We start from the raw sequence: 26,776 nt of genomic DNA, 5'->3' as shown, positions 1-26,776 counted from the left end.
CGTCGATCTCGGGGCGCCGGCTGGTGAAGCGAAGGTCTATCAGCGGGGATGTAACCGAGTCAACGAGGCGTCAAACCGCTTCTGGGCTGCGGGAATAGCGCGAGGGCCCGCACCGTGGTCACGGTGCGGGCCCTCATTGGTCCAGTCCTCTGCTGCCCTACTGCTGAGGGGCTGGCGGCGCCTGCGGGGGCTGCTGCTGGGCGTGCTGGTCGTGCTGGGGGTGCTGCGGGTGCTGCGGCCATCCGGGCTGAGGTTGCGGCTGCTGGGCCTGCGGCTGCTGGCCTTGCGGCTGCTGGGGCTGGGCCGGGGGCATGGCCTGGCCGGGCTGCTGGTACGGCTGCCACCCCTGGGGCGGGTACGGCTGACCGGGCATGGGCTGCTGGGGCGGGTACGGCTGGCCCGGCATCGGCTGCTGGCCGGGAACCTGCTGGCCCGGCACCGGAGGCGCCATCTGCGGCGGCATGGAGCCGTGACCGTCACCGGTCCACAGCCCCTGCGCCTGCTGCGCCCGTACGAAGTCCTCGGCGACCATCGCGGAGAGGTTGAAGTACGCCTCCCGCGTCTTCGGCCGCATCATGTCGAGGTCCACCTCGGCACCCGCCGCCAGGTGCTCGTCGAACGGCACCACGATCACCCCGCGGCAGCGCGTCTCGAAGTGCTGCACGATGTCGTCGACCTTGATCATCTTTCCGGTCTCGCGGACACCCGAGATCACCGTGATCGAGCGCTGCACCAGGTCGGCGTACCCGTGCGCGGACAGCCAGTCGAGTGTGGTCGACGCGCTGGACGCACCGTCCACGGACGGGGTGGAGATGATGATCAGCTGGTCGGCGAGGTCCAGCACGCCACGCATCGCGCTGTAGAGCAGGCCGGTGCCGGAGTCGGTGAGGATGACCGGGTACTGCTTGCCCAGGACGTCGATCGCCCGCCGGTAGTCCTCGTCGTTGAACGTCGTCGAGACGGCCGGGTCCACGTCGTTGGCGATGATCTCCAGACCGGAGGGCGCCTGCGAGGTGAAGCGGCGGATGTCCATGTACGAGTTGAGGTACGGGATCGCCTGGACGAGGTCACGGATGGTCGCCCCGGTCTCGCGGCGCACGCGCCGGCCGAGCGTACCGGCGTCCGGGTTGGCGTCGATCGCCAGGATCTTGTCCTGCCGCTCGGTCGCCAGGGTCGCGCCGAGCGCGGTGGTCGTCGTGGTCTTGCCGACACCGCCCTTGAGGGAGATGACCGCGATGCGGTAGCAGGACAGCACCGGCGTACGGATCAGCTCCAGCTTGCGCTGCCGCTCCGCCTCCTCCTTCTTGCCGCCGAGCTTGAAGCGGGCGGCGGCGGAGGGATTGCGGCTGGACTTGGCCTTCTGCTTGTTGTTGCGCAGCAGGCGGTCGGACGACAGCTCGACGGCCGCCGTGTAGCCCAGCGGCGCGCCCGGCACGGACCGTTCGCGCTGGTCGTGTGTGACGGACGTGGGCCAGGCGCCTCCGGTGCGGGGGTCGACCGGCGGCTGCTGGGGGTGCTGATGCGGCTGGGGGTGCTGCGGCTGCGCTTGCGGCTGCCCGGGCTGGGGCTGCTGCGGGAACCCGTACCCGCCTTGCGGCGCCGGGGCCTGCGGCGGCAGCGCACCACTGGGCCCGGGCTGCTGCGGGAGCTGCTGCTGGGGGTGCTGCGGGTGCTGGGCGGGGTGCGGGAAGCCGTATCCGCCCTGGGGCAGGGGCTGCGGGGGCTGGGACTGCGGGTGGCCGGGGTGGGGGAAGCCGTATCCGCCCTGGGGGTCCGTCTGCGGCGGCAGGGGCGCGGCGGGTGCCGGCGTGGGCGCCTGAACCGGAGCGGGCGGGGCCGACTGCTCCTGCGTCGGGGCCGGCTGTACGGGCCACTGCGGCGCGGCCGTCGGCGCGGCCGGCTGGAACGCGGGCGGCAGCGGCGGCAGCCCCGCGTCCTGCTGGGCCGGCGGCTGGGCCCACGGCTGCTGCACCGGCTCGGGGGCGGGCGGGGTGGTGTCGTGGGGCGTGACGTCCTGCGGCGTGGCGTCCTCGGGCGTGGGGCCCTCGGGCGTGGCGGGCGTGGCATCGGCCACCGCCTCGGCGGCCTCGGCCTCGGTCTTGGTCTCCGCCGCCTCTGCCCTCGCCTCGACGTCGGCCTCGGCTTCGACGCGGCCCTCGTCACCGGTCGCGTCGGTCTCGACGGCATCGTCCGCCGGAGCGCTCTCCTCGGCGGCCCGGGCCTCGGCCTGCTCCGCCTTCGCCGCCTCCCGTTCCGCGATCTCGGCCATCTCACGCTTCAACGCGGCCGGAGAGAAGCGCATGGTGGCTCCGCTCTCCACATCCCCGCCCCCGAACGGCTGCGGCGCCTCGTCTCCCGGCTGCTGACCGGACGGGGCCGGGGCCGGGGCAGGGGCCGGCTCAGGCTCGGCCGGGGCCACGGGCGTCGGCTCGGCGGGAGCCGGGGGAGTCACGGGGGCCGATTCGGCAGGAGCCGGAGCCGGAGAAGCGGGAGTGGCCGGAGTGGCCGGAGGAGCGGGCGGAGCGGGCGGAGCGGGAAAATCCTGAGGAGCCGCCGGAGCCGGGGCCTTTGGCGTCCAGTTCGGCTGGGCATCACCGCTCTGCGGCTCCGCCGGGGCCGGTACGGCCACCGGCGTCGCCCCGCTCGGCGGCGGGGGAGGCGTGACCGACGGTGCGGCCGACGCCCCGCCGCCCGACGACGTGTCGCCCGCGTTCTGCGTGTACCAGGCAGGCGGGGTGTAGTCGATGGTGAACTCACCCGTCATCTCGGCGGGATCCGCGTCGGACTCCTCGACGGGAATGCTCCAGCCCCCGTGGATGTCGTCCCGATCGCCGTTCACTTTGCCTCCTGGTGTGGTCGAGCACCCTTGTGCCGTCGTGGGTGGGGGCCACCGTTGTTCCGATCGGCCCGGCTCTCCCCCGGGGACGTGGCGACATGACCGCAAACGCGCGCCGCGCCCTCACCCACCCTAATCGCCAACACCACCCGCCCGGCAGGCCCGTCCCGGGTCACCCTCCGACCCGCCTCCCACCTGCTGCCCTCATGTGACCCGGATACGGCGGAGCGTGAGGAACAGAGCCGGATGAATCGGCGCAATCCGATGGAAGCAGGGTGTCCGATCCAGCCGGTGGGCGTTCCCAACGATCAGGTCTCGGCCCCAGCGGCTCCCTCAGCGGCTCCCTCAGCGGAGGTCGAACTCGCCGTCCCGCGCGCCCAGCACGAACGCCTGCCATTCGGCCTCCGTGTACCGCAGGACGGTGTCCGGGTCCAGGGACGAGCGCATGGCGACGGCTCCGCCCGGAAGGTAGGCGATCTCCACGCGCTCCTCGTTCGCACTCGTGCCCGGGGCGCCATGCCACTCGACGTCGGAGATGTCGAGTGCGTACAGCGCGTCCTTCTCCTCTGCGCTTCCCATCACGGTTCCCTTCGATCACAGTCGGCTGAACGGACGGGCGAGAGCAAACGCCCCGTGGCGGCGCGTAGTTGGATGCGGCCCAAGCGTCACCACTCGTATCCTAGGCCAGCTCAACCCCGGGGGACGGAGCGCTTCCGCGGATCGGCAGGCGGTTTACGCGGGCGTACGTCCGCCGGGGCCGTGTCCGTACGTCACCCGGCCGAGTGAGGCGCGGTGGAGGTCAGTCGATCCGGCGCGCCATGCCCAGCAGGCCGGACTCCGCGTCCGTGGCGCTGGTCATCACCCACTGCCGCTCACGTCCGGCGCACCAGAGGGTCACACCGTCCGCCAGGGTCGGCAGCGCCTCGGTCTCGGTCGGGTGCAGGCCCAGTATCCGGCCGATCTGCTGCGCTTCCTGGGGCGAGACCCGCTGGACGCCCACGAGTGTGGCCATCCGCATCAGCCGGGGCGCCACAGGGCTCAGATAGGGCAGCAGTGTCAGTACGGACTGCCACGGCGACGACACCACACGTCCGCGGGGCGGTCGCATTCCACAGTCCCGGACCACGACGACCGGACTCCCCACGGTCGCGCCCATCGGCGGGACGCGGCCCACATCGTGGAGGGTGACGCACTCGAGTCCGGCTCCCGCGGACTGTGACAGGGCGGTCCACTCCTGGGGCCGTCCCGTCTCCACCGCCACGCGGGCCCCGGTGCCCGCGGCACGCAGGGCCAGCACCTGGGCCGTCCACAGGCCGCCGATCAGGAGTACGTCGTACGGCGTCGAGCGGTGGAAGCCGACCAACTGCGGGCGGCCCTCGGCGTCGTCGCCGATCACCACGCCGTCGTCGCCGACCGGCAGGGACAGGACGCCCAGGTGGTCGGTGAGCACGCTGTGGCCCGCGTGACTCGGGCCGAACAGCCCGCGCAGACCGCGTACGGAAGCGGACCGGGCCATCAGCGCGCACCTCCCAGCGGCAGCGTCGCCAGCACGCCCGGCAACTGCTCGCGGTCCAGTCGCTGCAGACCGACCTTCGCCGATCGGGCGGCCTGTTCCAACGCCCGCCGCACCCCGACGAGTTCGGTGTCGGAGCCACCGGTGATCCGGATGTGACCGAGCATGTTCATCGTTCCATGGCGCGTTCCGCGACGCAGGGTGAAACTGACGGTGGTCGCGTACGCCGGAACAGAGGTGAGCAGGGAGACCAGCTTGGGCAGCGGGGACGCTCCCCGGCCCAACTCCGGCCAGCGGCCGACCGCGTACGTGGTGTTCCAGCGGTCGTCGCATCGCCAGACGCGTGACGTCTCGGCCGTACGGCGCTGCGGTGCGGTACCGGGTTGGGAGGCCCGCGCCGCCAGCCGGGGATTCGCGCAGGCGGCGGTCGCCACCGTGGAGTTGAGCTCCTCCTGGTCCAGGACCACGGCCTGGAACCCGGCTCCGGTCATACGGCTCGCCACATGGTCCGCGACACGCACCAGGCAGCGCTGCGCCCCCTCCACTCCGCCGCCGCGTGCCCTGACGGCTTCCGGGCAGAGCTCCGGGTCGAGCTTCACGGCCACCCACGTCATGCGCAGCGCGGGGGAACCGGTTCGCTCGTGCAAGGGGGCGTACGAGAGCCGCGCCACGGACTGCTGGGGCAGGTGCGGCGCGGGAGCGGGACGTACCTGCTGCACCAACTGGACCGACTCCAGGACGATGTCGTCGACCTGGAGGGCATCGCCCAGTACCGACAGGGGCAGTGCGCGGGCGCCGGAGGCGGGACGCAACGCCGATCCCTTCGCCTCGACCCGTACGACGGCGGTCAGGAAGGTGCCGTCACCGAGCATGCCGACGGTGCGGCGGTTCCGGTCGACGTAGGTGAAGGGCCGGAAGCCCGGCACGTTCTCCGTGACACCGGCCAGCGCCGGGTCGGCGTCCGGGGCGGGGGCCGTGGCGTTCCGCCTGCGTGCGCGGAGGGCGAGGGCCGTGGACAGCCAGTCCTGAAGTGCCTGGCCGCGGCGGCGGATCACGGCGAGCAGTACCAGCAGACATGCCACGACGCCTGTGGGGACGAGCCAGAGCCCTCCGAGCGCGACACCGACCGCGGCCAGGGCCAGTGCCGTCTCCACGAGCACCAACTGCCGCAGCTGGACCGGGCCGACGCGGCTGGTGCGGGACAGCGGACGCAGGGTCGTCGTCGTGGGGACCCTGGGAACCGGAGGCGTGGGCCGGGCGTTACTCCGTTGCCGTCGGGAAGTTTCCGGGGCCGGTCCGGAGGTCCGCCCATTTCGCGCGCGCGTCGCCGTACCCATCGCCGCGTTGCCCCCTCGTGTCCGCAATTGCCAAATTCTCATGGGCGTTGACCGGGCGATCACCCTACCTGAGCGGGGAGATGCAGGCGCCAGCGGGCATAGTAGTGCTCGGCGCGACGGCGAGGCGTTTCGATGCGTATGGGAACCTGGTCGCCCAGAGGGGATGAGGGGCAGCGGACAAATGGCATCACGACGGGACGAACTCAACGCCTATACCTTCGCAAAGCGGAGGCTCATTGCGCAGTTCGTGCAGCCGAACACCACCGGGTCGGAGGAGGGCGCGCCGCGCCCGCTGCGTGCGGTGCTGCCGGGAGCCATCGTCGGTGTGGTCGTCCTCGCGGTCTTCGCTGCCTGGGGCATGTTCAAACCGGTGGCGCCGCAGAAGTGGGACACCCCCGGTGAGAACGTCATCATCGCCAGCAAGTCCACCACGCGTTATGTGGTTCTGAAGACCGGCAGCAAGACGCAGCTCCATCCGGTCCTCAACATGTCGTCAGCGAAGCTCCTGCTGAACCCCGACAAGGGCAAGGTCATCAACGTCGACGAGTCGGTGCTCGACAGCGGCAGGATCCCGCACGGCGCCACCCTCGGCATCCCCTATGCCCCGGACCGGCTGCCCGACCCCAAGCAGGCCGGTGCCGCCAAGCGCTGGGCCGTCTGCGAGCGGCCGGGGGAGGGCGGCCGGGCGATCCAGAAGGCCGCCTTCGTCTTCGCCGAACGCGAGGAGAACAGGACCGAGGGCGCCAACCGCTTGCGCGGCGGAGAGCTGCTCTACGTCGAGGGCCCCGACAAGACGCGTTACGTGGTCGACGCCGGCGGCACGGCGTACCCCGTGAAGGAGGACGAACTGCTCCTGCGCCAGCTGGTCGGCCAGGGCCGCGCGGCCCAGCGGGTGTCCGCCGCCTGGCTGGACACCCTCCACAAGGGCGACACCATCACGTTCCCCGCCCTTCCCGGCCAGGTCGGGGAGCCCGCCGGTGTCGACGGGCTGCTCGACCCCGGGGACAACAAGGTGGGCATGGTCCTCACCGCCACGGACGGCACGAAGAAGCAGCAGTACGTCGTCCTCGAGGGACGGGTCGCCCCGGTCTCCGACTTCATGGCCAAGCTCCTGCTCAACAGCAGGGAGCTGATCGAGCTGGGGCAGGCCGGCCAGGCGAAGTCGGTCAGCGCCGGAGCCTTCGAGCCGGGCGAGGCGTTCGGCAAGGACAAGAAGTGGCCCCAGTTCGCGCCGAAGCCCGTCAACGAGGCCGGCATCGCCGACGGAAGCCGTAACACCGTGTGCAACGTGCTGCGCGAGGTGGACGGCGACGACGGATCGACCACACTCAGCACCTGGGCGGGCCGCGACTTCCCCGCGACGCTCCCGACCGGCTCGAGCAGCGCCTACGTCACGCCCGGCTCCGGCCAGCTGTTCCGTCAGTTCAAGGGATCCACGACCGACTCGGGATTCCTCTTCCTGGTGACCGACACCGGACTCCGCTACGCCATGCAGTCCAACGGCGACAGCGCCACCGACGACTCCGGAATCGGCTCCTCCGGCTCCAAGGAGGAGAAGGAGGCGCGGCAGCAGGAGGCGCAGCAGGCCCAGAACCGCCTCGGCTACAAGGACGTCGACCCCGTGCCGATCCCCGCCGCGTGGTCGACGTTCCTGCCGACCGGACCCCGCCTGTCGACCGGCGCGGCGCGCCAGCCGCAGGGTTCCTGAGGGCCGGGGCGCACATGACGTACACGTACCGGCGCCTGCTGACGGCCGCGGCCGTCACCGCGCTCACCCTCGTAGCCGTGCCCGCGGGCCCCGCCGCCGCGGACGACAACACCCGGTGCACCTTCCCCGGGAAGATGTACGAGGGCCGCCCCTGGTCCCTGCAACGCGTCCTGCTGGACGAGCTGTGGAAGCAGTCCACCGGCAAGGGCGTGCGGGTCGCCGTCATCGACACCGGTGTCGACGTCAAGAACCCGCAGCTGAAGAAGGCCGTGGACACCAAGAGCGGCGTCAACCTGCTCCCCAAGGACATCAAGGACGACAGCGGCAACAAGATCGAGCGGGGCAAGGAGGACGGCACCACGGACACGGTCGGCCACGGCACCAAGGTCGCCGGCATCATCGCCGCCCGCCCGGCCAAGGGAACCGGCTTCGTCGGCCTCGCGCCCGACGCCACGATCATCCCCATCCAGCAGAACGACGCCGAAGGACACGGCACCGCCGAGACCCTCGCGACCGCCATCAAGCACGCCATCGACGAAGAAGCCGACGTCATCAACATCTCCCAGGACACGGCCAAGGCGGTGGAACCCGCCCCCGACCTGAAGCAGGCCGTGGACGAGGCACTGGCCAGGGACATCGTCGTCGTCGCCTCGGCAGGCAACGACGGCCTGGGCGGCAACGTCAAGCCCACCTACCCCGCCTCGTACGACGGAGTACTGGCCGTCGCCTCCTCCGACCGCAACAACGAACGGGCGCCGTTCTCGCAGTCCGGCGACTTCGTCGGCATCGCGGCCCCGGGCGTGGACATGGTCTCCACCGTCCCCGGCGGCGGCCACTGCGCGGACAACGGCACCAGCTTCTCCGCCCCCTACGTCGCGGGCCTCGCCGCTCTCATCAAGGCCAAGCACCAGGACTGGACGCGAAAGCAGATCGTCGCCCAGATCCAGCAGACCGCCGAGCGCTCGGTCGCCGGCCACGACCGCCTCGTCGGCTGGGGCGTCGTCGACCCGGTCCGCGCCCTCACCGAGGACGACAAGCCCATCGAAGCACCGGTCGCCCACGAGGGCGTCACCCGCGCCGAGGCCCCCACCCCGGCCGAACTCCACCTCGGCGAAACCCCGGACGACCGCAACGCCCGCCTCGCGACGTACGTGGTGATCGGCGGCGGAGTCCTGGTCGCGGTCATCACCGGCGCCGCTGTGGCGGTACGGGACTCCCGGCGCCGGGCGAGACGCGTTGCGCGGTTGTGACCGCACGGCAGGGAAGTGGCGTGACGGATAAGGCGCTTGGGGCTGTCATAGCCAGTGACTAGAGTGACAACGACACTGCGTGTCGGCTGAAACAAACGGGGAGGATTGAGCATCGTGCTCGAGGCGGTTGTGTACGGGGGCGGCTATGGCGAGTGACCTCGAGCTCGGAGTTGGCGCGCTGCGGACGTTCCAGAGCCGGGTGGACGCCCTGCTGACGGAACTCGAGGGAGGCGCCGGAGGCAGCCGCCAGGTCGCCCTGGAGCGGGTGACCCGCGGTTCCCTCGGTGTCGGCCTGAAGTTCACGGAGGCGGACGACTTCTTCAACCAGTACAACCGCGTCCACACGGCCCTCGTCCAGCTTTCCAAGTCTCTCGGGGAGCAGATCGAGTTGCTGCGCATCGCCGTGCACGCGGCGGACGTCGGCTACGACAACGTCGACGAGGAGACACGACGGCGCTTCCACGAGATCCGGACACGTCTCGACAAGGAGCACGACGCGGCGGAATGGGCGAAGGCGAAGGCGCAGGAGAAGGGCGTTCACTCGGAGCGCCACGATGCCACCAGCGGCAAGACGGACCTGGGGTGATCACCGATGAGTGAAGAGAAGCAGCCGGAGCCGTTGACGCCCGAGCAGCAGGCGAAGAAATTCGAGCAGGCGCAGCAGGAGGCGCAGAAGAACATCCACGGTCAGTTCGCCGCCACGGACCTGATGGAACGGGCAACCGACCTCATGGACGGCTTCTTCCGCGGCGGTAAGGCGGGTGACAGCCTCTTCGGCAAGACCAGCTTCGAGAACGTGAAGCTGAACGCGATGCTGGACTTCCTGGACAGCGCGAACCCGGCCGACCTGGAGCACGCGGCCGAAACCCTCAAGAAGGCCACTAAGGCCCTCAACGATGCGGCAAAGGATCTGGCCGCCGCTGTCGCCGCACCGGACTGGAAGGGTGACGGCGCCGAGGCCTTCCGCTCCTACGGCGCCCAGATCGTCGGCTACACCTACAAGCTGAGCTCCTTCGCCAATGTGGTGGGTGCACAAATGGAGGTCGCCAGCACCGGCCTGACCTCGGTGCGCAACTCCAAGCCGCCGCGGGACGGCCGCCTCGTCCAGAAGATGCCCAAAGAATTCGCTGTGCCAGAGCGTACGGAGGACAACCCGGAGTACCGGAAGGCCCTCGCGGTGGAGAAGGACCGCCAGGAGGCCATCAACCAGATGAACCGCCTGGCTTCCTTCTACTCGGTCTCGCACAGCAGGCTGGCTGCCGAGAAACCCCCATCGCTGCCGAAGCCGCTGAACGCGGCGGTTCCGAGGCCGAAGGGTCAGGTCGATGACGGCCGCGCCACGGCCACTGGCTCCGATCGGGCCGATCTGTCGGGAGCTTCCACGACACCGGTGAGCGGAGGTCGCGCGGAAGGCAGTGTGGGTGACGGCTCCTCTCGCACTGAGGCTCTCGGTAAGCCGCTACAGGTGGCTGGCTACAGCCCGTCCATGCAGATCGACAGCGTGATTACCCCTACTGCCCCTCCAGCGGCCACGGGCACCACTGCGCCTCCTTCGAACACCGGCCCTTCCAACATCACCAACGGCAACAACCCCCCGATCACGGGAGACTTCCGCCTTCCTGTGCGTGCCGTCCCGCCACGGGCCATGGGCACGTCTGGTGTCCCTCGAACCAGCGGCGGCCCAGAGGTCGGCAAGGCCGGCCGGACCAGCGCCACAGGCGGCGGCGGATCCACTGCGGGACGCGCCAATGCGATGGGACGACCAGGAGTCGCTGGAGCTGGTGGCGGCAGCACGCCCCCGGCGGCCGGACGCTCCGGGACGGTCGGTCGCCCAGGAGCCATGGGCACAGGAGACGGTCCCGCGGGGCGTGCCGGAACTGCTGGAGGCCAGTCGCCCGCGATCGGTCGGCCTGGAGCAGCCGGGCAGCCTACGCCTGGACGCGCTGGAGGCTCGACCGGATCTCATGGAGGTCGTTCGGGCGGCATTATCGGAGGTACGGCTCAACGCGCTTCCAACGGCAGTGCCGGGCCACGCATTCCCCGAGGGACCGTTATCGGGGGAGAAGGAACCGTTGCCGCGGGTCGTTCCTCTGCGGCGAGGCCGACCCAGACTGGAGTCATCGGTACCAACCAAGGGAGCGGCTCTTCTCGCCCTACGGGACGCGGAACGCCGAGCACCAACGGTGTCGTCGGTACCCCGCGTGGAGCGGTAATGGGCTCTGGCAGCGCTGCCTCTCCAGGAGGTGGTCGTCCGGGTCAACGTCGGTCCCGCGACGAAGGGCAGGAGGGGACGGACTCGTCGCGCCCCCGCTACCTGACTGAAGACCAAGAGACGTGGGCGGGCAAGCGGCGCGGCGCCGCTGTGCCCCCGGTGATCGACTAGGCACTCGACAGATTCGGAAGTCAGGATGACGCCAGTAATGAGCCAGCGTTTCGAGCGCGGTGCGCTGTACAGCTTTCGGCGCGGCATGCTCTGCGCCGCGGCGGCGGCCGGAGCTTTGACAGTGGCCATCGGCGGAACCGCCACGGCAGCGTCCATCACCGACCCTCAGTCGAAGCAGTGGTACCTGGGCGCCATGAAGGCGGACGACATCTGGAAGACAGCCACCGGCGAAGGCATCACGGTCGCGGTCATCGACAGTGGTGTCAACCCTTCCACACCGTCGTTGACAGGACAGGTCCTCAAGGGCGTGGACTTCACCGGCGTGAAAGGCGAGGCCACAGACGACTTTGACGGTCATGGGACGTCGATGGCCGAGCTCATTGCCGGCACGGGGAAGGGCGGAGGCCTGAAGGGTCTGGCGCCGGGTGCCAAGATCATTCCGTACCGTGTGGCGGACACCGAGCTCCAGAACAAGGAGCGAGTGAACGCCTTCGACATGGAGGAAGCGATCCGGGCTGCTGCGGACAGTGAGGCCCAGATCATCAACGTGTCGATGGCCAGTGACTACTACAGCTCCGAAGAGCGTGACGCGGTGGAGTACGCACAGAGCAAGGGAAAGCTGCTTTTCGCTGGCGTTGGTAACGGTGCCAAGAAGGGGAATAAGCCACAATATCCTGCCAGCTACCCCGAAGCTGTCGCTGTTGCCGGATCGGGCCCTGACGGCAAGGTGGCCGACTACTCGCAGCACGGTGATTTCGTGGACATCGCAGCTCCCGCTGACGATATCCCCGGCTGGTGCGACCAGACCTTCACGAGTTACTGCGACGGCGACGGCGGCACTAGCTCCGCCACCGCCATCGCCTCCGCCACCGCCGCCCTGATCTGGTCCAAGCATCCCGACTGGACCGGAAACCAAGTGCTACGCGTCATGTTCGAGTCCGCTGCACGGGGTGACGACTGGAAGCCCGGTACCGTCAGCAACTACCTCGGTCACGGCATCGTCCGCCCCGGTGCACACATTAACCGCGGCCTCGGCAAGCCCGGCGACCCGGACATCAGCCCCCTCACCAACGAGAAGGTCGGGGGCGGCGGCCCGTCCGGTTCGTCCGCCTCGCCCGCCCCTTCCGCACCAGCTTCGTCACAGGCCCCGAAGCGCAAGCCGGGCTCCGACGCAGTCGTGGCAGGCTCCAGTGAGGAGGCCCAGAAGGCCGACGACGGAGGCAAGTTGGGGCTCATCATCGGCGGAGCCGCCCTCGTGGTCGTCCTCGCGGGAGCCGCATACGCGATCGCACGCCGGCGGCGCAGCGCCTGACCGGACCAAGGTGCCTCAGACTTCACCTTTCACCACCTGGTGAAGCACAACTCAGCAAGTCACCACAGTAGTTCAGAAGGGAAACGCAACCGTGTCACAGGGCCAGCGGCTTTCAGACAGCGAAGTAATCAAGCTCGAGAGGCACCTCCTCGAGAAGTTCAACTCGATCAAGGGCCAGCTGCAGGCGATTCAGGGCACGATCGACAGCCTTGAAGGCCAGTGGAAGGGTATCGGCGCAGGCGCCTTCAACAAGAAGCAGGAAGAGATCAACACCTCGATGGTGGGTCTCGGCAACATTCTTGCGAAGTTCCTCGAGGGACTGAGCGCCTCCAGGAAGATCAAGGACGGCACTGAGGACGAAGTCCTCGCCGCTGTGCAGAGCATCAACGTCGACCTCGGTGTCGGTACCCAGGCGAAGTCGAACATCAGCGGCCTGTAACACCCTTGGGCGACCCGATTTCGGCAACCAAGGCCGATTCACAACCAAGCGAGATGAGGAAAGATGAGTACGAACTACGACGGGCTTGTCGTCAAGTACGGCGCTCTCGACGCGACGGCCACCGTGCTCGGTAACCAGGCCAAGCGGCTCGAAGAGGATCTGCGTTCCATCAAGACGGCCATGGCCACCGTCGCTGCCGGCTGGGAGGGCGAGGCACACGAGGCCTACGTCCAGGAGCAGATCAAGTGGGACAAGGAAGCTTCGGACATCCACCAGGCCCTCATGCAGATCGGACAGGTCGTCGCGAGGGCGGGCGGCGACTACATGGGTGGCGACAAGAAGGCCGCCGGCTACTTCCTGTAGGCGCCGGGAGCCGTGCACGGAAATCAGGGGTGGGCACACGCGAGGGGTGCCCACCCTGTTCCTGCATTCTCGCCACTTTCGGCACAGGCCACCGCTTCCACTCGCGTGCTGGCGGTATGCCCTGTCACATGCCGGAGGCCGTACGCGCTGCTGGGCCCGGGACCAGGGCCTGATCGGAAAGGCGGCAGCGGAGCCGACGAGGGCGACGGGCAGAGGAGCACGGGGAGATAGGGCGTGGTGTACCAGGGGCGGCCGGGGTGGACGACACCTCGGTTACGGGCAGTACCCATCGCCCGGCGAACTCACGCGCCGTCTGTGCCTCCACGAGGAAGCAGCCAGGATCAATGCCATTGAGTGGCGCGCTGACCAGGGCCGTACGTTCACCGTCCGTGCTGCGCGCGACGAGCCGGTGCTCAGGCGCGGGTGGTAGGCCGGTGCGGTCGAGCCGGTTTGGGGCCCCGGGCCGCCCCTCCGTAGCCGACGGTCAGATGCAGTGGGCAGTGGGCGCGGACATCGACCAGGCTCTCATGGAGAACGGCCAGGTCGTCTTGAGGGCAGGGCGACCACAATGGTGGTCACAGGGGGCTCTGCCGACTGCGTCGCCTGAGCCGTCCGACTGCCGGCCGTCGACTCGGGACGCTGACCCGGCGTGAGCACGCGCGAGGGGCACCCACCCCTCGCCCATCCCGATGCGACAGACCCCAGGTCTCATGACGCCAGCCCCTTGCAGGCCGCCGAGTCGGCGACGGACTTCGCGTAGGCGAGCAGCAGCTTCTTGGCCGCGTCGGCGTCCGAAAACTTGTCGTTGTAGATGAGGACCCTGACGAAGAGTTGGTTCCGGTCGGGATGGTCCTTGGCAGCCACCGGACAAGGGATACGGCGCACGCCGCCCTTTCCGGACCACATGTACGTTCCGTCCGCGCTGGTGTGCTCGTCGAGGTCGATGTACGGGTTGATGCGGGCCGCCTTCCTGACGGAGGGGTCCACCTGCCACTCGGAGATGGCGCTGAACACTGTCGTGCCGTCGACGACGACACGACAGTGCGTGCCACCCACCTCGCGCGACGGCGCATGCGTCTTCAGGGTCTTGCCGCTCCTCGGCAGTACCGCGTCCACCGCAGCCGTGGGCACCGGGGTGCCGCAGAGGTCCGGCGGCACGGTGAAGGACCGCTTCTCCTCCGGTTGCGAGCAGGCGGCGAGTACCAGCGCGAGTTGGGCGGTCACCGCGAGAGCGGCGAGCTGCCGCCGTGCCCTGCGCCGCCGTGGAGCCGACGACGGAGCGCCCTCGGTCTGTCCCGGATCCGTGGCCATGCCGGCGTGTGTCATGCGGCCGGCACCTCCGTGGTGAGGTGGTCCGCCATGCCCTTGGCATTGGTGGCAGCGTCATTGAACCCGTTGTCACGCCCCGTCAGGGCCCAGTCCGCCGCCTTGTCCGGATGGGGAAGCCCATGGACCTTGGCCGCGTCGATGGCCGCCCTCTGGCCGTGTTCCGCGCTCAGGTCCCTGCTCTTCTCCCACAGGTCACCCGCGTTCCTGCTGGCCTCCGTCAGCACATCGGTTTCTGACTGCTGGAAGATGTGCTCGAGCACCATGCCGCTGACGGTACCGGCGACACCGCTGGCGACCGCACCGCCTACCGGTGTGGCGATGAAGCTCACGCCGACGCCGATGCCGGTTCCGATGGCTCCGGACCATGCGTTCTTCTGCTGCGCGACTGAGTCGGAGAACTCCTTCGCCTCCTTGGCGGCTGGGCCCAGAACAGCTTCCTGCATACCGATGGCCAGTGATCCGCTGACCTCTCCTGAACGCCGAGTGATCGTCTCGATCGTCTCCTGCGCTGAGTGTGGATAACGCTGATCCGCAGGCAGGTCCGGGTTGAGGTGGTAGTCCATGAGATCTGCCATGTATGCCTTCTGGCCCACTTCGACAGCTGCGTAACCGTCGGGGCTCTGCCCCACGGTGATCAGAAAAGCTGTGACGTCCTTGTGGTCGAGTTCGGCCTGGGCGCCCGCCAGGGGGAAGAGCAGGTCGGTGTTCCCGTGCGGGTCGTCGGCGATCGCACGGTTGATGTCGGGCAGGTACTCGGAGGCGATCTGACCCATGCTGTCGGACATGTGGGCGTGGTCCGTGAGCCGCTTGGGGTCTTCCTCGACCGACGCGACGATGGCCGACATCAGCTTGGCCTGCGCCTCCGAGTGCGGCGCCAGGTCGGCCGTCGGCATCTCGCCCGCGGGGTGGCCGGTCGTCGCGGCCTCCAGCGCCATCGCCAGGTTGTTCCGCCCCGCGATGCTTTCCTCGCGGTCCTTGTCGTAGTCATGGGGCCAGTCGCGCTCTTCGAAGAAGTACTCGAAGTTGCTGAGAGACCGGCGCTCGTCCTTGCCTTCCACCTTGAAGTCGTGGTCCTCGTCCTTCGTGACGAACGTGTCGCCAAAGAACTCGGTCGCCGCGTCCGGGCTGTTGGCGAGTGCCTTGAAGAAGCCTGTCATCGGGTCCCAGCCGGAGTCGGTTCCCGTGTGGTTGAGCTGCGGATCCACCCCCATGGGCTGCCAGGCGCCATGGGTGCCGTTGTGGGTGACCTTCTTCTCGGCCGCGACGAGCTTGTTGCCGTACTCGTTCAGGAACTTGTCGTCGTAGTCGCCCCACCGCATCAGGTTGCTCATGACCTGGCCGCCGAAGGGCATGCCGCCGTTCTTCTCCAGCGGCTTGTCGGCGAAGTTGACGACATCCCGCTTCCACGACTCCATGGCGGCCGTGTCGCTCTGACTGGCGGTCGCCAGCGTCAGACCGAGATGCTTCTGGAGGTCGTCCATCTGGTCGCGTCGCTCGTGCATGAGTTCGGGATTGATCATCGGCCTGTTGAGGTCGGCCCAGAACTCCAACGTTCCCTTGCCGCCCAGGTTGGTGGCGAACCGCTCGGCGAAGAGGTCGTCGTTCGCGTACTTCTTCAGGCCGACCGCCAAGAGGTCGAACTCCTTGACGGTGAGGTCCTCGGGATTCTTCTTCGCGATCTTCGCGAGGTCGTCGGCTTCCTTGAGCGCGGCTGCAGCCGAGTCGCGGTCCTTGTAACCGGCGTCGGAGAAACCGAGCTTGCTCTGGTCGACGAGTGCCTTGAGGACTGTGCTGGCCGTGGTGTCGCTCTGGGTGGCCTCATTGAGGATCTTCTGGATCTCGTCGCGGAGACCGGTCACGTCCTGCGGGGTGTGGTCCGGGACAGTGGCCCCCTTGGCAGCACGGTCCGGATGGATGTTCATCGTGACCGTGAAGCCGCCATCCCCGGTGGAGACCACAGTGAGGTTCTTCTTCAGGCCGCGTTCGATCGCGTCCTCGAGTTGTTTCTGGAAGGACTGCAGTTCGTTCCGGGTGTCCCTGAGGATGTTCCGGATCGAGGTGGCCTGAGTGTGGGCGTCGGCGAACTCCCCGGCCGTCTTACCGATGAACGCCTTGGAAACCGTCGCGTTGCTCCCGGCCCAGTTCGCCTTGTTGGCCTGGGCCCGTAGGCCGTCGTCGGCATCCCGCTTGAGGTCTTCAAGCTTGCTGATCAGGGTCGTCCAGTCGGTGATGGCTTCGTCGAGCAGGCCGAACTTCGCGAAGCGAAGAGTGTCCAGATCCATCCCTAGTCCTCACCCTTCTTTTCCTTCTTCGGCGGGCCGTAGATCTCGTTCTTCTTGCCTGGGGAGCCGACCCGTTCGTCGAACCCTTCGACGAGCGCCGAGATGCTGCTCAGCTGACCACCGATGTAGTGCTCGTCATCCGCGTGGATCTTCTTGGTCACTCTCATGTGGTTGGAGATGTGTGCGCATGCGTCCCTGAGCGAATCGAGCTGCTCCTCCCAGCGCTTGGCCACATGACTGGCACCTGTGCCGAGTTCGAAGCCCTGTGTCTTGAGGTCCTCGGCGGCCTTGGAACTGCTCGGTCCGGCCACGCGGGCCTCGTTCCACAATCGGTTGAACAGTTTGAAAGCGTTGTCGCCGATCTTTGCCAGGTCGCTCTGCGATGCCACGAGGTCCCCGTAGCTACCTCCACCGGACCCCTGCGCGGCGGCCTGGTTCAGCTGCATGTGCGTCGATTGACGCTCCGCTGCGTCCGTCTTGAGTTGTTCCCACTCGTCCCACGCCATGTGCTTGCCCTTCCCCTTGTCCGTCGGGCACCGGATGCGGCGACCGGCTCCACCCAGCCCTCAGCGCTCAGCCCTCAGCACACGTCCCGTCCGTGGCCTCCGCCCGCAGATCGAAGTAGACCGGCCCCATGTGAGCCGGGACCGGCTGGTCCGCGGAAGGCCTGGCCGTCAACGTCAGGCAGACGGTGCTCTCCGTGCCACTCACGTCGTAGCGCTCCACATTGCCGTCCGGGCTCAGGGCGCCCGAACGCCACGCCAGCCGAGCCGTCGGATCGTCCCTTTCCGGGCCGCGGAGTTCGGGGTCCAGGTAAGAGGACCAGGATCCGTCGTCCACACCCGGCAGGGGAGACTTCGTCGATTCGTCGAACGAACGGGCCACCGACCGCACCCGCTCGAGGAGCTCGTCCTGGTCCACTCCGTCGGGCGTGACGAGACGGAACGTGGAGAACGAACCCCAGAACGCCAGGGCCGCTAGGGCGAAGCACAGCAGTCGTTGGACGGCAAAGCCGGCGTCCGACGGCTCGTGGGCCGCCGGGTCGGCGTGCCGCCGGGCCTGGAACCGCCACCAGATCGTCCGGTGGTTGGCGAATCCCAGGACCGCGAACCCCAGGCCGAAGACCACCATGAACATGGCCATCGCCTTCATGTCGCCTGCCCTTCCCCAGGCTCCTCCCACGGCGGAGAGCCCGGCGGGGCCAGCCGCGTCAACCGATGCCGGCTGGGGCGGCGGTTCGGCGGCGCCACGCACTCTGCCCCCGCGCTCACTCGGGATTCCCCAGCCAGCCCGTCTGCACCAACGGATTCCCCCGCTGCCGCGAGACGAAGACGCCCCGCCCGGGCGGCATCGGCCGCATCCGCACGCCACCGAGCACGTCGCCCTCCTGCGGGTCACCGGAAAGGAGTACGCCTTGGGCGCCGAGCTCCATCATCCGTTGCATGAAGGGTTCGTACGACGCCCGGCTCGCGCCCGCCGAACTGCGGGCGATGATGAAGCGGACGCCCACGTCACGTGCGAACGGCAGATGCTCCGTGAGCTTGGCCAGCGGGTTGCCGCTCGACGTGGACACCAGGTCGTAGTCGTCGACCACCACGTACACCGACGGGCCGCGCCACCAGCTGCGGTCCCGCAGTTGCTGCGCCGTGACGTCGGCGGAGGGGGTGCGGCGCTGCATCAGGTCGGCGAGCGCGTCCACGTGGTGGTCCATGTTGTTGGACATGGGGACGTACTCCGCCAGGTGGGACGCCGGGGTGACGTCCAGCAGCGCACGCCGGTTGTCGATCACGAAGAACTTCGCGGAGTCCCCGTCGTACCGCTCGCACACCTGCTTGATCAGCAGCCGCAGCAGGTTCGACTTGCCCGACTCGCTCTCGCCGAACACCAGGAAGAACGGGTCGCGGTCGAAGTTGACGAAGACCGGCTCCAGGTTGTTCTCGTCGATGGCGAAGGCGACACCTCGCTTCGGCTCCACGTACCCTGCCGGCAGGTTCTGCGCCGGCAGCTCGCGCGGCAGGAGACGTACCTTCGGGGCAGCAGGACCGGTCCAGTGGCGGCCGATCTCCTGCACCATCGCTGCCGTGGCCTCGGCCAGGTCGCTGTCGGAGTTGATGCTGTCGATGCGCGGCACAGCGGCCATGAAGTGCAGCTTCTCCGGAATGAGACCGCGGCCCGGTACACCGCTCGGGACATTGACGGCGATCTTGCGGTCGACCTCCGAGTCCATGGTGTCGCCCAGACGCAGCTCCAGCCGGTTCATCAGGTGGTCCTTGATGTTGGAGCGCACCTCCATCGAACGCGACGCCGTGAGGATCACGTGGATGCCGTAACCGAGGCCGCGCGCCGCCATGTCCAGGACGGCCGGCTCGAGGCCTTCGTAATCCGTGCGGAAGTTGCCCCAGCCGTCGATGACGAGGAAGACGTCGCCCCAGGGCTGGTCCGTCACCGAGATCTCACCGCGGGCACGGAGCCTGCGGTACGTGGAGATGGAGTCGATCCCGGTGCTGCGGAAGAACTCCTCGCGCCGCGACAGGATGCCGTACACCTCGGCGACCGTGCGCCGCACCTTCTCCGGATCGAGGCGTGACGCCACCCCGCCCACGTGCGGCAGCTCCGCGATCGCAGACAGGCCACCACCACCGAAGTCGAGGCCGTAGAACTGGACCTCCTGCGGTGTGTGCGTCAGCGCGAAGCCCGCGACGAGGGTGCGCAGCAGCGTCGACTTGCCCGACTGCGGACCACCGATGATCTGCATATGGCCGGCCGCTCCGGAGAAGTCCCGGTACAGGACGTCCCGGCGCTGCTCGAAGGGCTTGTCGACCACGCCGAGAGGCACCACCAGCCGGCCGGCGCCCTCGTATCCGGGCTGCGTCAGACCGCGGCCCTCCACGCCCGCGAGACCGGGCAGGATCTCGTCCAGTGGCGGCGGGTTGTCCAGCGGCGGCAGCCACACCTGGTGGGCCTCCGCGCCGCGTCCCTCCAGCCGCCGCACGATGACGTCGAGTACGGAGTCGGCGAGGGCGTCGTCCTCCGCGCCCCGCGCCTCGGGGACACGCGCCTGCGCGGTCGGCTCGACGTAACGCACCGGCACGGGCGCGGCCGTGAAGGGCACCGGCCGGCGGTCCACCGGGAGCGGACCGCCCGGCAGCGCGGCGTGCTGGTTGGAGCGGTAGACACCGGAGACGTACGCCGCCTTGAAGCGGACCATCTCGTCCGTGCCGTACTTGAGGTATCCGGAACCGGGGACGTTCGGCAGCGAGTAGGCGTCGGGGACACCGATCGCCGCACGGGACTCGGCGGCGGAGAAGGTCCGCAGGCCGATCCGGTACGACAGATACGTCTCCAGGCCGCGCAGCCGGCCCTCTTCCAGACGCTGCGACGCCAGCAGCAGGTGGACACCGAGCGAACGGCCGATACGGCCGATCTGCACGAACATCTCGATGAAGTCCGGCATGGCGGTGAGGAGCTCGCTGAACTCGTCGATCACCAGGACCAGTGACGGGATGGGCTGCAGCGGCGCACCCGCGGCGCGGGCCTTCTCGTAGTCGTGGATGTTGGCGTAGTTACCGGCGTCGCGCAGCATCTCCTGCCGGCGGTTGAGCTCCCCGCGGATGGAGTCGCCCATGCGGTCCACCAGCGTCAGGTCGTCCGCCAGGTTGGTGATCACCGCGGCGACGTGCGGCATCTGGGACATGCCCGCGAAGGTGGCACCGCCCTTGAAGTCCGCGAGGACGAAGTTGAGGGTCTCCGACGAATGCGTGACCGCGAGCCCCAGCACCAGCGTGCGCAGCAGCTCCGACTTGCCGGAACCGGTGGCGCCCACGCACAGGCCGTGCGGGCCCATGCCCTCCTGGGCCGCCTCCTTGAGGTCCAGCATCACCGGGGAGCCGTCCTCGCCGACCCCGATCGGCACCCTGAGCCGCTCCGACTGCGACCGCGGCCGCCAGGTGCGGCTGACGTCGACCGACGCGGCGTCACCCAGGTTCAGCAGGTCGGTGAAGTCCAGGTTGGCGAGCAGCGGTTCGTCGTCGTCCGATCCCGAGGCGATACGCAGCGGGGCGAGTTGACGGGCGAGGGCCTCGGCGGCCTCCAGGCCGAGACGGTCGGGGGTCCCGTCGTACACGAGGCCGTGGGCGGACTCCAGCTGGAGGGAGTCGGGGCGGACGATCACGGACAGAGCGCCGCGGGCACCCGTCAGCTCTCCGGGAAACACCTCGATGATCGTCACACCCTGCAGGCCCTCCGGGGCCGCGAGCGCCGACGCCTGGGGGACCGACTGGCCCTCCAGTACGACCACGATGTGCGGCTGGTCCAGCAGCGGTTGACTCCCGCCGTGGAACCGCGGACGCCCCTCCAGACGCGTGGCCAGCATGTCCTCCAGGTCCCGCGAGTCCGTCGTGATCAGGCGCCGGCTGCCGGCACCGTCACCGGGGCCCGGTGCCTGGACGTGCGGAAGCCACTTGGCCCACTCCCAGTGCGGTGCCGCGGCGGGATCCGTGGCTATGGCGATGACCAGGTCCTCGGGGGAGTGCAGCGCGGCGAGAGAACCGAGCATGGCCCGCGTCGACGAGCGGACGGAGTCGGGGTCTCCGCTCACCGTCAGGTGGTAGAAGGCGCGCAGGGACACGGCCATGGGCAGGCCCTCGAGCGTGCCGTGGGCCGAGAGGAACTGCTGCATCGCCCCCGCCGTGAGCGGCTCCAGCTCGTCCACGGGGGCGGTCTCGGGGGCTACGAGCGGGGTGGCGAGCTGCTGACTGCCCAGGCCGATGCGTACCTGCCCGAAGTCGTCGTCGCCCACGCGGCGTTCCCAGACGCGGCTGCCCTCGGCGACCAGCGCCCACAGCTGCTCGGGGGACGGGTGGAGGTAGTACTGCGCGTCGCGTTGCAGGCGCGCGGTCCTCAGCACCGAACGCCTGGTCTGCGTCAGGTACTTGAGGTAGTCGCGCCGGAGGTCGGCGAGCTGCCCCTGGGTCCCGCGCCGGTAACGCACCATCATCGCGATGGCCATGGCGACGGTGGACGCGATCATCACCATGCCCATGATGCGCATGACGGGGTTCGGAGTCATGAAGAAGAAGACGACCGAACCGCCCATGCCCAGCGTCGGCAACAGCTGCATGAGAACGCCCTCCTGCTGACCCCTCGGCAGCTCGGGCGGCGGTTGCAGCTGCACCGGATCGCCCGGTACCTCGGAGGGCAGGGCCCGTGGTGGGCGCTTGACGACGATCTGACTCACAGCTCACCAATTCCCTTGCCGGACGGAAATGTTCCTATCGGCGCCCCCGTGGCGACGGGCTCCATCCGCGCTGGGGATCCTACTGGCGGAGGGGGTGACGGGTGGGCGGTAGGGTGGCGCGACGTATTGGCGCGCGCATGAACCAACGCAAATTACGGGTCTCTCGAACGCTTACGGATCTCGCGACCGCGCCAGGCCGACGATCCACGACAACCACGAGGGGAAGCAGCAGGTGAGTATGACGGCCTCAGCCGCGGCCACCGGAACTGGTCACCCGGCTCCCGCGACTCCGTCCGGCGGCGGAACGGGCTTCTGCCGTGTCACTGTCGTCGCACCGGATGGCCGTGTCGACGTCGCACTGCCCGAGGACATCCCCGTCGCCGACCTCTACCCGGAGGTCCTCCGGCTGTCCGGCCAGAGCCCCGACGCCGGTGCCCCGGTCGGCTATCACCTGGTACGCCGCGACGGCACCGTCCTCGACAGCGCGCGCTCCCTCGCCGCCCAGCGGATCCTCGACGGCGAGCTGCTGTCCCTGAGGCCGTTCGCCGAGTCGCTGCCCCCCGCGGTCTTCGACGACGTCTCCGACGCCGTCGCCTCCGCGGTCGCCCGCGACCGCACCCTGTGGACCGACGACCTGATGCGCGGCGCCGGCCTCTTCGGCGGCTCGGTCCTGCTCGTCCTGCTCGCCTTCGTGCTGTGGTCGGCCGACCCGAGGCACGACATGCACGGCCTGCCGGGCATCCTGGCCGCGGTCAGCGGTGTGCTGCTGCTCGCGCTGGCGGGCGTGCGCGCGCGGGTGTACGACGACCGCGGCTCCTCCGTCGCGCTGGGCATCGGCGCCATGGCCAACGCCGCCGTCGCCGGCGCCGGGCTGCTGCCGCCGGCCGCCGGGCAGGGCAACGGCAAGCTGCAGTTCCTGCTGGCCTGCGCCGCCGTGCTCGTCGTCTCCGTGATCCTCACGCTCGTCGCGCCCAGTGGGGACGGCCCCTTCGTCGCGTTCGTCTTCGCGGCCGGCATCGGCGTCCTGGTGACCTTCGCCGCGATCCTCACCACCATGACCCCGGCCGAGACGGCCGCCGTGTGCGCACCGCTCGCCGTGGGAGCACTCGCCTTCCTCCCCGGCCTCTCCACCCGCTTCGCCCGCCTCCCCATCGGCTTCGAGCCGCCCCGCACCACGGTCGGCGGCTACGGAGACGACCCCGAGCCCCAGGGGCCGGTGGACGCCGAGCGCATCGCCGCCCAGGTCCGCCGGGGCCACGAGCTGCTGGTCGGCCTCGTCGGCGGCTGCGCGCTCGTGGCCGTGGGCTCCGCCGCGGTCCTCGGGTTCTCCGACAACCTGTGGGGACAGCTGCTGGCCCTCGCCACCGGCGTCGCCATGCTGATGCGCGCCCACCTCTTCCGCTACACCGCCCAGGTGGGCTGCGCCCTCGCAGCGGGCCTCGGCGCCCTCGTCCTGCTGGGCCTCGGGCTCTGCCTCAACCCGCCCGCGGATCTGTGGCGCGACGCCACGGCACTCGACATCCGCACGGTATGGCTCGCCGCAGCGGTCGCCGGCGTCGCCGCCCTGATCACCGCCATCGGCCTGATCGTGCCGCGCAAGGGCGTCACCCCCTTCTGGGGGCGTTTCCTGGAGATCGCGGAGACCTTCGTACTCTTGACACTGCTCCCTCTGTGCCTCGCCGTCTTCGACGTCTACCACTCGATCCGTGCCATGACGTCCTGAGCGGCTGGTACGCTGTGTAACGGCCGTTTGTGTACGCGCTTCCGGATGATCTGGAAGCAGCGCTCATCGGACCTTCGCCTCCGAGTCACGGAAGCTCCCCTGAGACCAAGACCAGGGGCACTCGTGGGCGCATCGAACACCAAGAGGAGTACCGAGTGTCTCTCGACGCCGCTACGAAGAAGCAGATCATGGCCGAGTTCGGCACCAAGGAGGGCGACACCGGCTCCCCCGAGGTCCAGGTCGCGATGCTCTCCCGCCGTATCTCGGACCTGACCGAGCACCTCAAGACCCACAAGCACGACCACCACTCCCGTCGTGGTCTGCTGATCCTGGTCGGCCAGCGTCGCCGTCTGCTGCAGTACCTGGCCAAGAAGGACATCCAGCGCTTCCGTACGCTGGTCGACCGCCTCGGCATCCGCCGCGGTGCGGCCGGCGGCGCCAAGTAAGACGCCGTGAAGGGAGCGGTTCCCACTCTGAGGGGGCCGCTCCCTTTGCTGTACATGCGGAGTGTCGCCTCCCCTTTGTAGGCTGGCTTACACAACGCAATAACGGAAAAGCGACAATCACATACTGGAGAGGTGCCCGGCGCCGTCGCCGGTCCTCGGTAGTGGCCCCCGGGAGAGATCACCCCGGGCGCTTCGATCGAAGACCGGCCCCGCACACACGGTGCACTTCTCCGCCCCGTCCCCTCGCCACACGGGCGTCCGGGACGCAAAGACGACAAGCAACGGAGAATTCGCTTTGGTGGAGAACGAGACCCACTACGCCGAGGCCGTCATCGACAACGGCTCCTTCGGCACCCGCACCATCCGCTTCGAGACGGGCCGCCTGGCCAAGCAGGCCGCCGGCTCCGCCGTGGCGTACCTGGACGACGACACCATGGTGCTGTCGGCCACCACCGCTTCCAAGAAGCCCAAGGACCAGCTCGACTTCTTCCCCCTGACGGTGGACGTCGAGGAGCGGATGTACGCGGCCGGCAAGATCCCCGGCTCCTTCTTCCGCCGGGAGGGCCGCCCCTCCGAGGACGCCGTCCTCACCTGCCGCCTGATCGACCGGCCGCTGCGCCCCTCCTTCAAGAAGGGCCTGCGCAACGAGATCCAGATCGTCGAGACGATCATGGCGCTCAACCCCGACCACCTGTACGACGTGGTCGCGATCAACGCCGCCTCCTGCTCCACGCAGCTGGCCGGCCTGCCCTTCTCCGGCCCGATCGGCGGCACCCGTGTCGCCCTGATCAACGGCCAGTGGGTCGCGTTCCCGACGCACACCGAGCTCGAGGACGCCGTCTTCGACATGGTCGTCGCCGGTCGCGTCCTGGAGGACGGCGACGTCGCGATCATGATGGTCGAGGCCGAGGCCACCGAGAAGACCATCCAGCTCGTCAAGGACGGCGCCGAGGCCCCCACCGAGGAGGTCGTCGCCGCCGGTCTCGAGGCCGCGAAGCCCTTCATCAAGGTCCTCTGCAAGGCCCAGTCGGACCTCGCCGCCAAGGCCGCCAAGCCGGTCGGCGAGTTCCCGGTGTTCCTCGAGTACCAGGACGACGTCCTGGAGGCGCTGACCGCCGCGGTGAAGAACGAGCTGTCCCAGGCGCTCACCATCGCCGGCAAGCAGGAGCGCGAGGCCGAGCTGGACCGCGTCAAGGAGATCGCCGCCGAGAAGCTGCTCCCGCAGTTCGAGGGCCGCGAGAAGGAGATCTCCGCCGCGTACCGCGCGCTGACCAAGAAGCTGGTCCGCGAGCGCGTCATCAAGGACAAGGTCCGCATCGACGGCCGTGGCCTGACGGACATCCGTACGCTCGCCGCCGAGGTCGAGGCCATCCCGCGCGTGCACGGCTCCGCCCTGTTCGAGCGTGGCGAGACCCAGATCCTGGGCGTCACCACCCTCAACATGCTCCGCATGGAGCAGCAGCTGGACACCCTCTCCCCGGTGACCCGCAAGCGCTACATGCACAACTACAACTTCCCGCCGTACTCCGTCGGTGAGACCGGCCGCGTGGGCTCGCCCAAGCGCCGCGAGATCGGCCACGGCGCGCTCGCCGAGCGCGCCATCGTGCCGGTGCTGCCGACGCGCGAGGAGTTCCCGTACGCGATCCGCCAGGTGTCCGAGGCCCTCGGCTCCAACGGTTCGACGTCCATGGGCTCGGTCTGCGCCTCCACCATGTCGCTGCTGAACGCCGGTGTGCCGCTCAAGGCCCCCGTCGCCGGTATCGCCATGGGCCTGATCTCCGAGGAGGTCGACGGCAAGACGCACTACGTCGCGCTGACCGACATCCTCGGCGCGGAGGACGCCTTCGGCGACATGGACTTCAAGGTCGCCGGTACGAAGGAATTCGTCACCGCCCTCCAGCTCGACACCAAGCTGGACGGCATCCCGGCCTCCGTCCTGGCCGCGGCCCTCAAGCAGGCCCGCGACGCCCGCCTCCACATCCTCGACGTGATGATGGAAGCGATCGACACGCCGGACGAGATGTCCCCGAACGCCCCGCGGATCATCACCGTCAAGATCCCCGTGGACAAGATCGGTGAGGTCATCGGCCCCAAGGGCAAGATGATCAACCAGATCCAGGAGGACACCGGCGCCGAGATCACGATCGAGGACGACGGCACCATCTACATCGGTGCCCAGGTCGGCTCGCAGGCCGAGGCCGCCCGCGCCACGATCAACGGCATCGCCAACCCGACCATGCCGGAGGTCGGCGAGCGCTACCTGGGTACGGTCGTCAAGACCACCACCTTCGGTGCGTTCGTGTCCCTGATGCCGGGCAAGGACGGCCTGCTGCACATCTCGCAGATCCGCAAGCTCGCCGGTGGCAAGCGCGTGGAGAACGTCGAGGACGTGCTCGCGGTCGGCGCCAAGGTCCAGGTCGAGATCGCCGAGATCGACCAGCGCGGCAAGCTCTCCCTGATCCCCGTGGTCGCGGACGAGGACGCTGCCGCTGAGGGCGACAAGGACGACACCGACCAGTGACGTCCCGTAGTTCGAAGGCGACGGCCCGCACCTCCGCCACCGGCAAGGCGGTGGTGCCGGAGGCCGGGCTGGGGAGCGTGCTGCGCGACGGGCGGTTC

At 69.1% G+C, this 26,776-nt stretch carries 19 protein-coding genes; 10 read left to right on the top strand and 9 right to left on the bottom strand.

What is annotated here, in order from left to right; genetic code table 11:
* Positions 1 to 157: 157 nt before the first annotated feature.
* From ABT360_RS25215 to eccE, 4 genes are all read right to left on the bottom strand, one after another.
* The gene (locus ABT360_RS25215) at positions 158 to 2,839 is read right to left on the bottom strand and encodes an SCO5717 family growth-regulating ATPase (protein ID WP_351820725.1); all 2,682 of its coding nucleotides are present in this window, start codon (positions 2,837 to 2,839) and stop codon (positions 158 to 160) included.
* Positions 2,840 to 3,181: 342 nt separating this feature from the next.
* The gene (locus tag ABT360_RS25210) at positions 3,182 to 3,415 is read right to left on the bottom strand and encodes a DUF397 domain-containing protein (RefSeq protein ID WP_351820722.1); all 234 of its coding nucleotides are present in this window, start codon (positions 3,413 to 3,415) and stop codon (positions 3,182 to 3,184) included.
* A gap of 220 nt (positions 3,416 to 3,635) precedes the next feature.
* Positions 3,636 to 4,352, bottom strand: coding sequence for a hypothetical protein (locus ABT360_RS25205; RefSeq protein WP_351820719.1), 717 nt, complete (start codon positions 4,350 to 4,352; stop codon positions 3,636 to 3,638).
* The gene (gene eccE, locus ABT360_RS25200; protein ID WP_351820773.1) at positions 4,352 to 5,686 is read right to left on the bottom strand and encodes a type VII secretion protein EccE; all 1,335 of its coding nucleotides are present in this window, start codon (positions 5,684 to 5,686) and stop codon (positions 4,352 to 4,354) included. The genes ABT360_RS25205 and eccE overlap by 1 nt, the downstream gene beginning before the upstream one ends.
* Positions 5,687 to 5,867: 181 nt before the next feature.
* Between eccE and eccB the strand changes: the two genes are divergently transcribed.
* The 7 genes from eccB (at position 5,868) to ABT360_RS25165 (ending at position 13,141) form a co-directional block, all read left to right on the top strand.
* Positions 5,868 to 7,394 carry a type VII secretion protein EccB gene (gene eccB / locus ABT360_RS25195; RefSeq protein WP_351820716.1) on the top strand — a complete coding sequence of 509 codons (1,527 nt, stop codon included), beginning with the start codon at positions 5,868 to 5,870 and terminating at the stop codon, positions 7,392 to 7,394.
* 14 nt (positions 7,395 to 7,408) lie between these two features.
* On the top strand, positions 7,409 to 8,644 hold the full coding sequence (gene mycP / locus ABT360_RS25190; RefSeq protein WP_351820713.1) for a type VII secretion-associated serine protease mycosin: 1,236 nt from the start codon (positions 7,409 to 7,411) through the stop codon (positions 8,642 to 8,644).
* 145 nt (positions 8,645 to 8,789) lie between these two features.
* Positions 8,790 to 9,230: a hypothetical protein gene (locus tag ABT360_RS25185; protein ID WP_351820710.1), complete on the top strand. Its 441-nt coding sequence runs from the start codon at positions 8,790 to 8,792 to the stop codon at positions 9,228 to 9,230.
* 6 nt (positions 9,231 to 9,236) lie between these two features.
* On the top strand, positions 9,237 to 11,027 hold the full coding sequence (locus tag ABT360_RS25180; RefSeq protein ID WP_351820707.1) for a hypothetical protein: 1,791 nt from the start codon (positions 9,237 to 9,239) through the stop codon (positions 11,025 to 11,027).
* 37 nt (positions 11,028 to 11,064) lie between these two features.
* Positions 11,065 to 12,339, top strand: a complete 1,275-nt coding sequence (locus ABT360_RS25175) for a S8 family serine peptidase (protein ID WP_351820705.1) — start codon at positions 11,065 to 11,067, stop codon at positions 12,337 to 12,339.
* A gap of 91 nt (positions 12,340 to 12,430) precedes the next feature.
* Positions 12,431 to 12,778 (top strand): WXG100 family type VII secretion target, encoded by a 348-nt coding sequence (locus ABT360_RS25170; RefSeq protein ID WP_351820702.1) that lies wholly within the window; start codon positions 12,431 to 12,433, stop codon positions 12,776 to 12,778.
* A 63-nt stretch (positions 12,779 to 12,841) separates the two neighbouring features.
* Positions 12,842 to 13,141, top strand: coding sequence for a WXG100 family type VII secretion target (locus ABT360_RS25165; RefSeq protein WP_351820700.1), 300 nt, complete (start codon positions 12,842 to 12,844; stop codon positions 13,139 to 13,141).
* Between the two features lie 708 nt (positions 13,142 to 13,849).
* Here the strand turns inward: ABT360_RS25165 and ABT360_RS25160 are convergent.
* The 5 genes from ABT360_RS25160 to eccCa form a co-directional block, all read right to left on the bottom strand.
* Positions 13,850 to 14,467: a hypothetical protein gene (locus ABT360_RS25160; RefSeq protein WP_351820697.1), complete on the bottom strand. Its 618-nt coding sequence runs from the start codon at positions 14,465 to 14,467 to the stop codon at positions 13,850 to 13,852.
* Entirely contained in the window at positions 14,464 to 16,752 is a 2,289-nt protein-coding gene (locus tag ABT360_RS25155; RefSeq protein ID WP_351820694.1) for a DUF6571 family protein, read from the bottom strand. Before ABT360_RS25155 ends, ABT360_RS25160 begins: the two co-directional genes overlap by 4 nt.
* A 2-nt stretch (positions 16,753 to 16,754) precedes the next feature.
* Positions 16,755 to 17,258, bottom strand: coding sequence for a hypothetical protein (locus ABT360_RS25150; RefSeq protein WP_351820692.1), 504 nt, complete (start codon positions 17,256 to 17,258; stop codon positions 16,755 to 16,757).
* Between the two features lie 67 nt (positions 17,259 to 17,325).
* Positions 17,326 to 17,904 (bottom strand): hypothetical protein, encoded by a 579-nt coding sequence (locus ABT360_RS25145; RefSeq protein WP_351820689.1) that lies wholly within the window; start codon positions 17,902 to 17,904, stop codon positions 17,326 to 17,328.
* Positions 17,905 to 18,019: 115 nt separating this feature from the next.
* Positions 18,020 to 21,988 (bottom strand): type VII secretion protein EccCa, encoded by a 3,969-nt coding sequence (gene eccCa, locus ABT360_RS25140; RefSeq protein WP_351820686.1) that lies wholly within the window; start codon positions 21,986 to 21,988, stop codon positions 18,020 to 18,022.
* Between the two features lie 238 nt (positions 21,989 to 22,226).
* Between eccCa and eccD the strand changes: the two genes are divergently transcribed.
* From eccD to ABT360_RS25125, 3 genes are all read left to right on the top strand, one after another.
* Positions 22,227 to 23,711, top strand: coding sequence for a type VII secretion integral membrane protein EccD (eccD, locus tag ABT360_RS25135; protein ID WP_351820683.1), 1,485 nt, complete (start codon positions 22,227 to 22,229; stop codon positions 23,709 to 23,711).
* 155 nt (positions 23,712 to 23,866) lie between these two features.
* A complete protein-coding gene (gene rpsO, locus ABT360_RS25130; RefSeq protein ID WP_006346214.1) occupies positions 23,867 to 24,157 on the top strand; it encodes a 30S ribosomal protein S15 in 291 nt (96 codons plus the stop codon).
* 298 nt (positions 24,158 to 24,455) lie between these two features.
* Entirely contained in the window at positions 24,456 to 26,678 is a 2,223-nt protein-coding gene (locus ABT360_RS25125; protein WP_351820679.1) for a polyribonucleotide nucleotidyltransferase, read from the top strand.
* Positions 26,679 to 26,776: the final 98 nt, after the last annotated feature.

This window comes from Streptomyces sp. NPDC000229 (assembly GCF_040300825.1).
Classification (GTDB): Bacteria; Actinomycetota; Actinomycetes; order Streptomycetales; family Streptomycetaceae; genus Streptomyces.
The sequence above is the reverse complement of the archived record's forward strand: the minus strand, read 5'-3'. Positions and strand labels throughout refer to the sequence as shown.

Bases quoted from the DNA above. Each gene is read 5' to 3' on its own strand.
- ABT360_RS25205 (WP_351820719.1), bottom strand. From the start codon at position 4,352: ATGGCCCGGTCCGCTTCCGTACGCGGTCTGCGCGGGCTGTTCGGCCCG.
- ABT360_RS25185 (WP_351820710.1), top strand. From the start codon at position 8,790: ATGGCGAGTGACCTCGAGCTCGGAGTTGGCGCGCTGCGGACGTTCCAG.
- ABT360_RS25145 (WP_351820689.1), bottom strand. From the start codon at position 17,904: ATGAAGGCGATGGCCATGTTCATGGTGGTCTTCGGCCTGGGGTTCGCG.
- ABT360_RS25155 (WP_351820694.1), bottom strand. From the start codon at position 16,752: ATGGATCTGGACACTCTTCGCTTCGCGAAGTTCGGCCTGCTCGACGAA.
- eccB (WP_351820716.1), top strand. From the start codon at position 5,868: ATGGCATCACGACGGGACGAACTCAACGCCTATACCTTCGCAAAGCGG.
- ABT360_RS25160 (WP_351820697.1), bottom strand. From the start codon at position 14,467: ATGACACACGCCGGCATGGCCACGGATCCGGGACAGACCGAGGGCGCT.
- mycP (WP_351820713.1), top strand. From the start codon at position 7,409: ATGACGTACACGTACCGGCGCCTGCTGACGGCCGCGGCCGTCACCGCG.
- ABT360_RS25165 (WP_351820700.1), top strand. From the start codon at position 12,842: ATGAGTACGAACTACGACGGGCTTGTCGTCAAGTACGGCGCTCTCGAC.
- ABT360_RS25150 (WP_351820692.1), bottom strand. From the start codon at position 17,258: ATGGCGTGGGACGAGTGGGAACAACTCAAGACGGACGCAGCGGAGCGT.
- eccE (WP_351820773.1), bottom strand. From the start codon at position 5,686: ATGGGTACGGCGACGCGCGCGCGAAATGGGCGGACCTCCGGACCGGCC.
- ABT360_RS25210 (WP_351820722.1), bottom strand. From the start codon at position 3,415: ATGGGAAGCGCAGAGGAGAAGGACGCGCTGTACGCACTCGACATCTCC.
- ABT360_RS25180 (WP_351820707.1), top strand. From the start codon at position 9,237: ATGAGTGAAGAGAAGCAGCCGGAGCCGTTGACGCCCGAGCAGCAGGCG.
- eccD (WP_351820683.1), top strand. From the start codon at position 22,227: ATGACGGCCTCAGCCGCGGCCACCGGAACTGGTCACCCGGCTCCCGCG.
- ABT360_RS25175 (WP_351820705.1), top strand. From the start codon at position 11,065: ATGAGCCAGCGTTTCGAGCGCGGTGCGCTGTACAGCTTTCGGCGCGGC.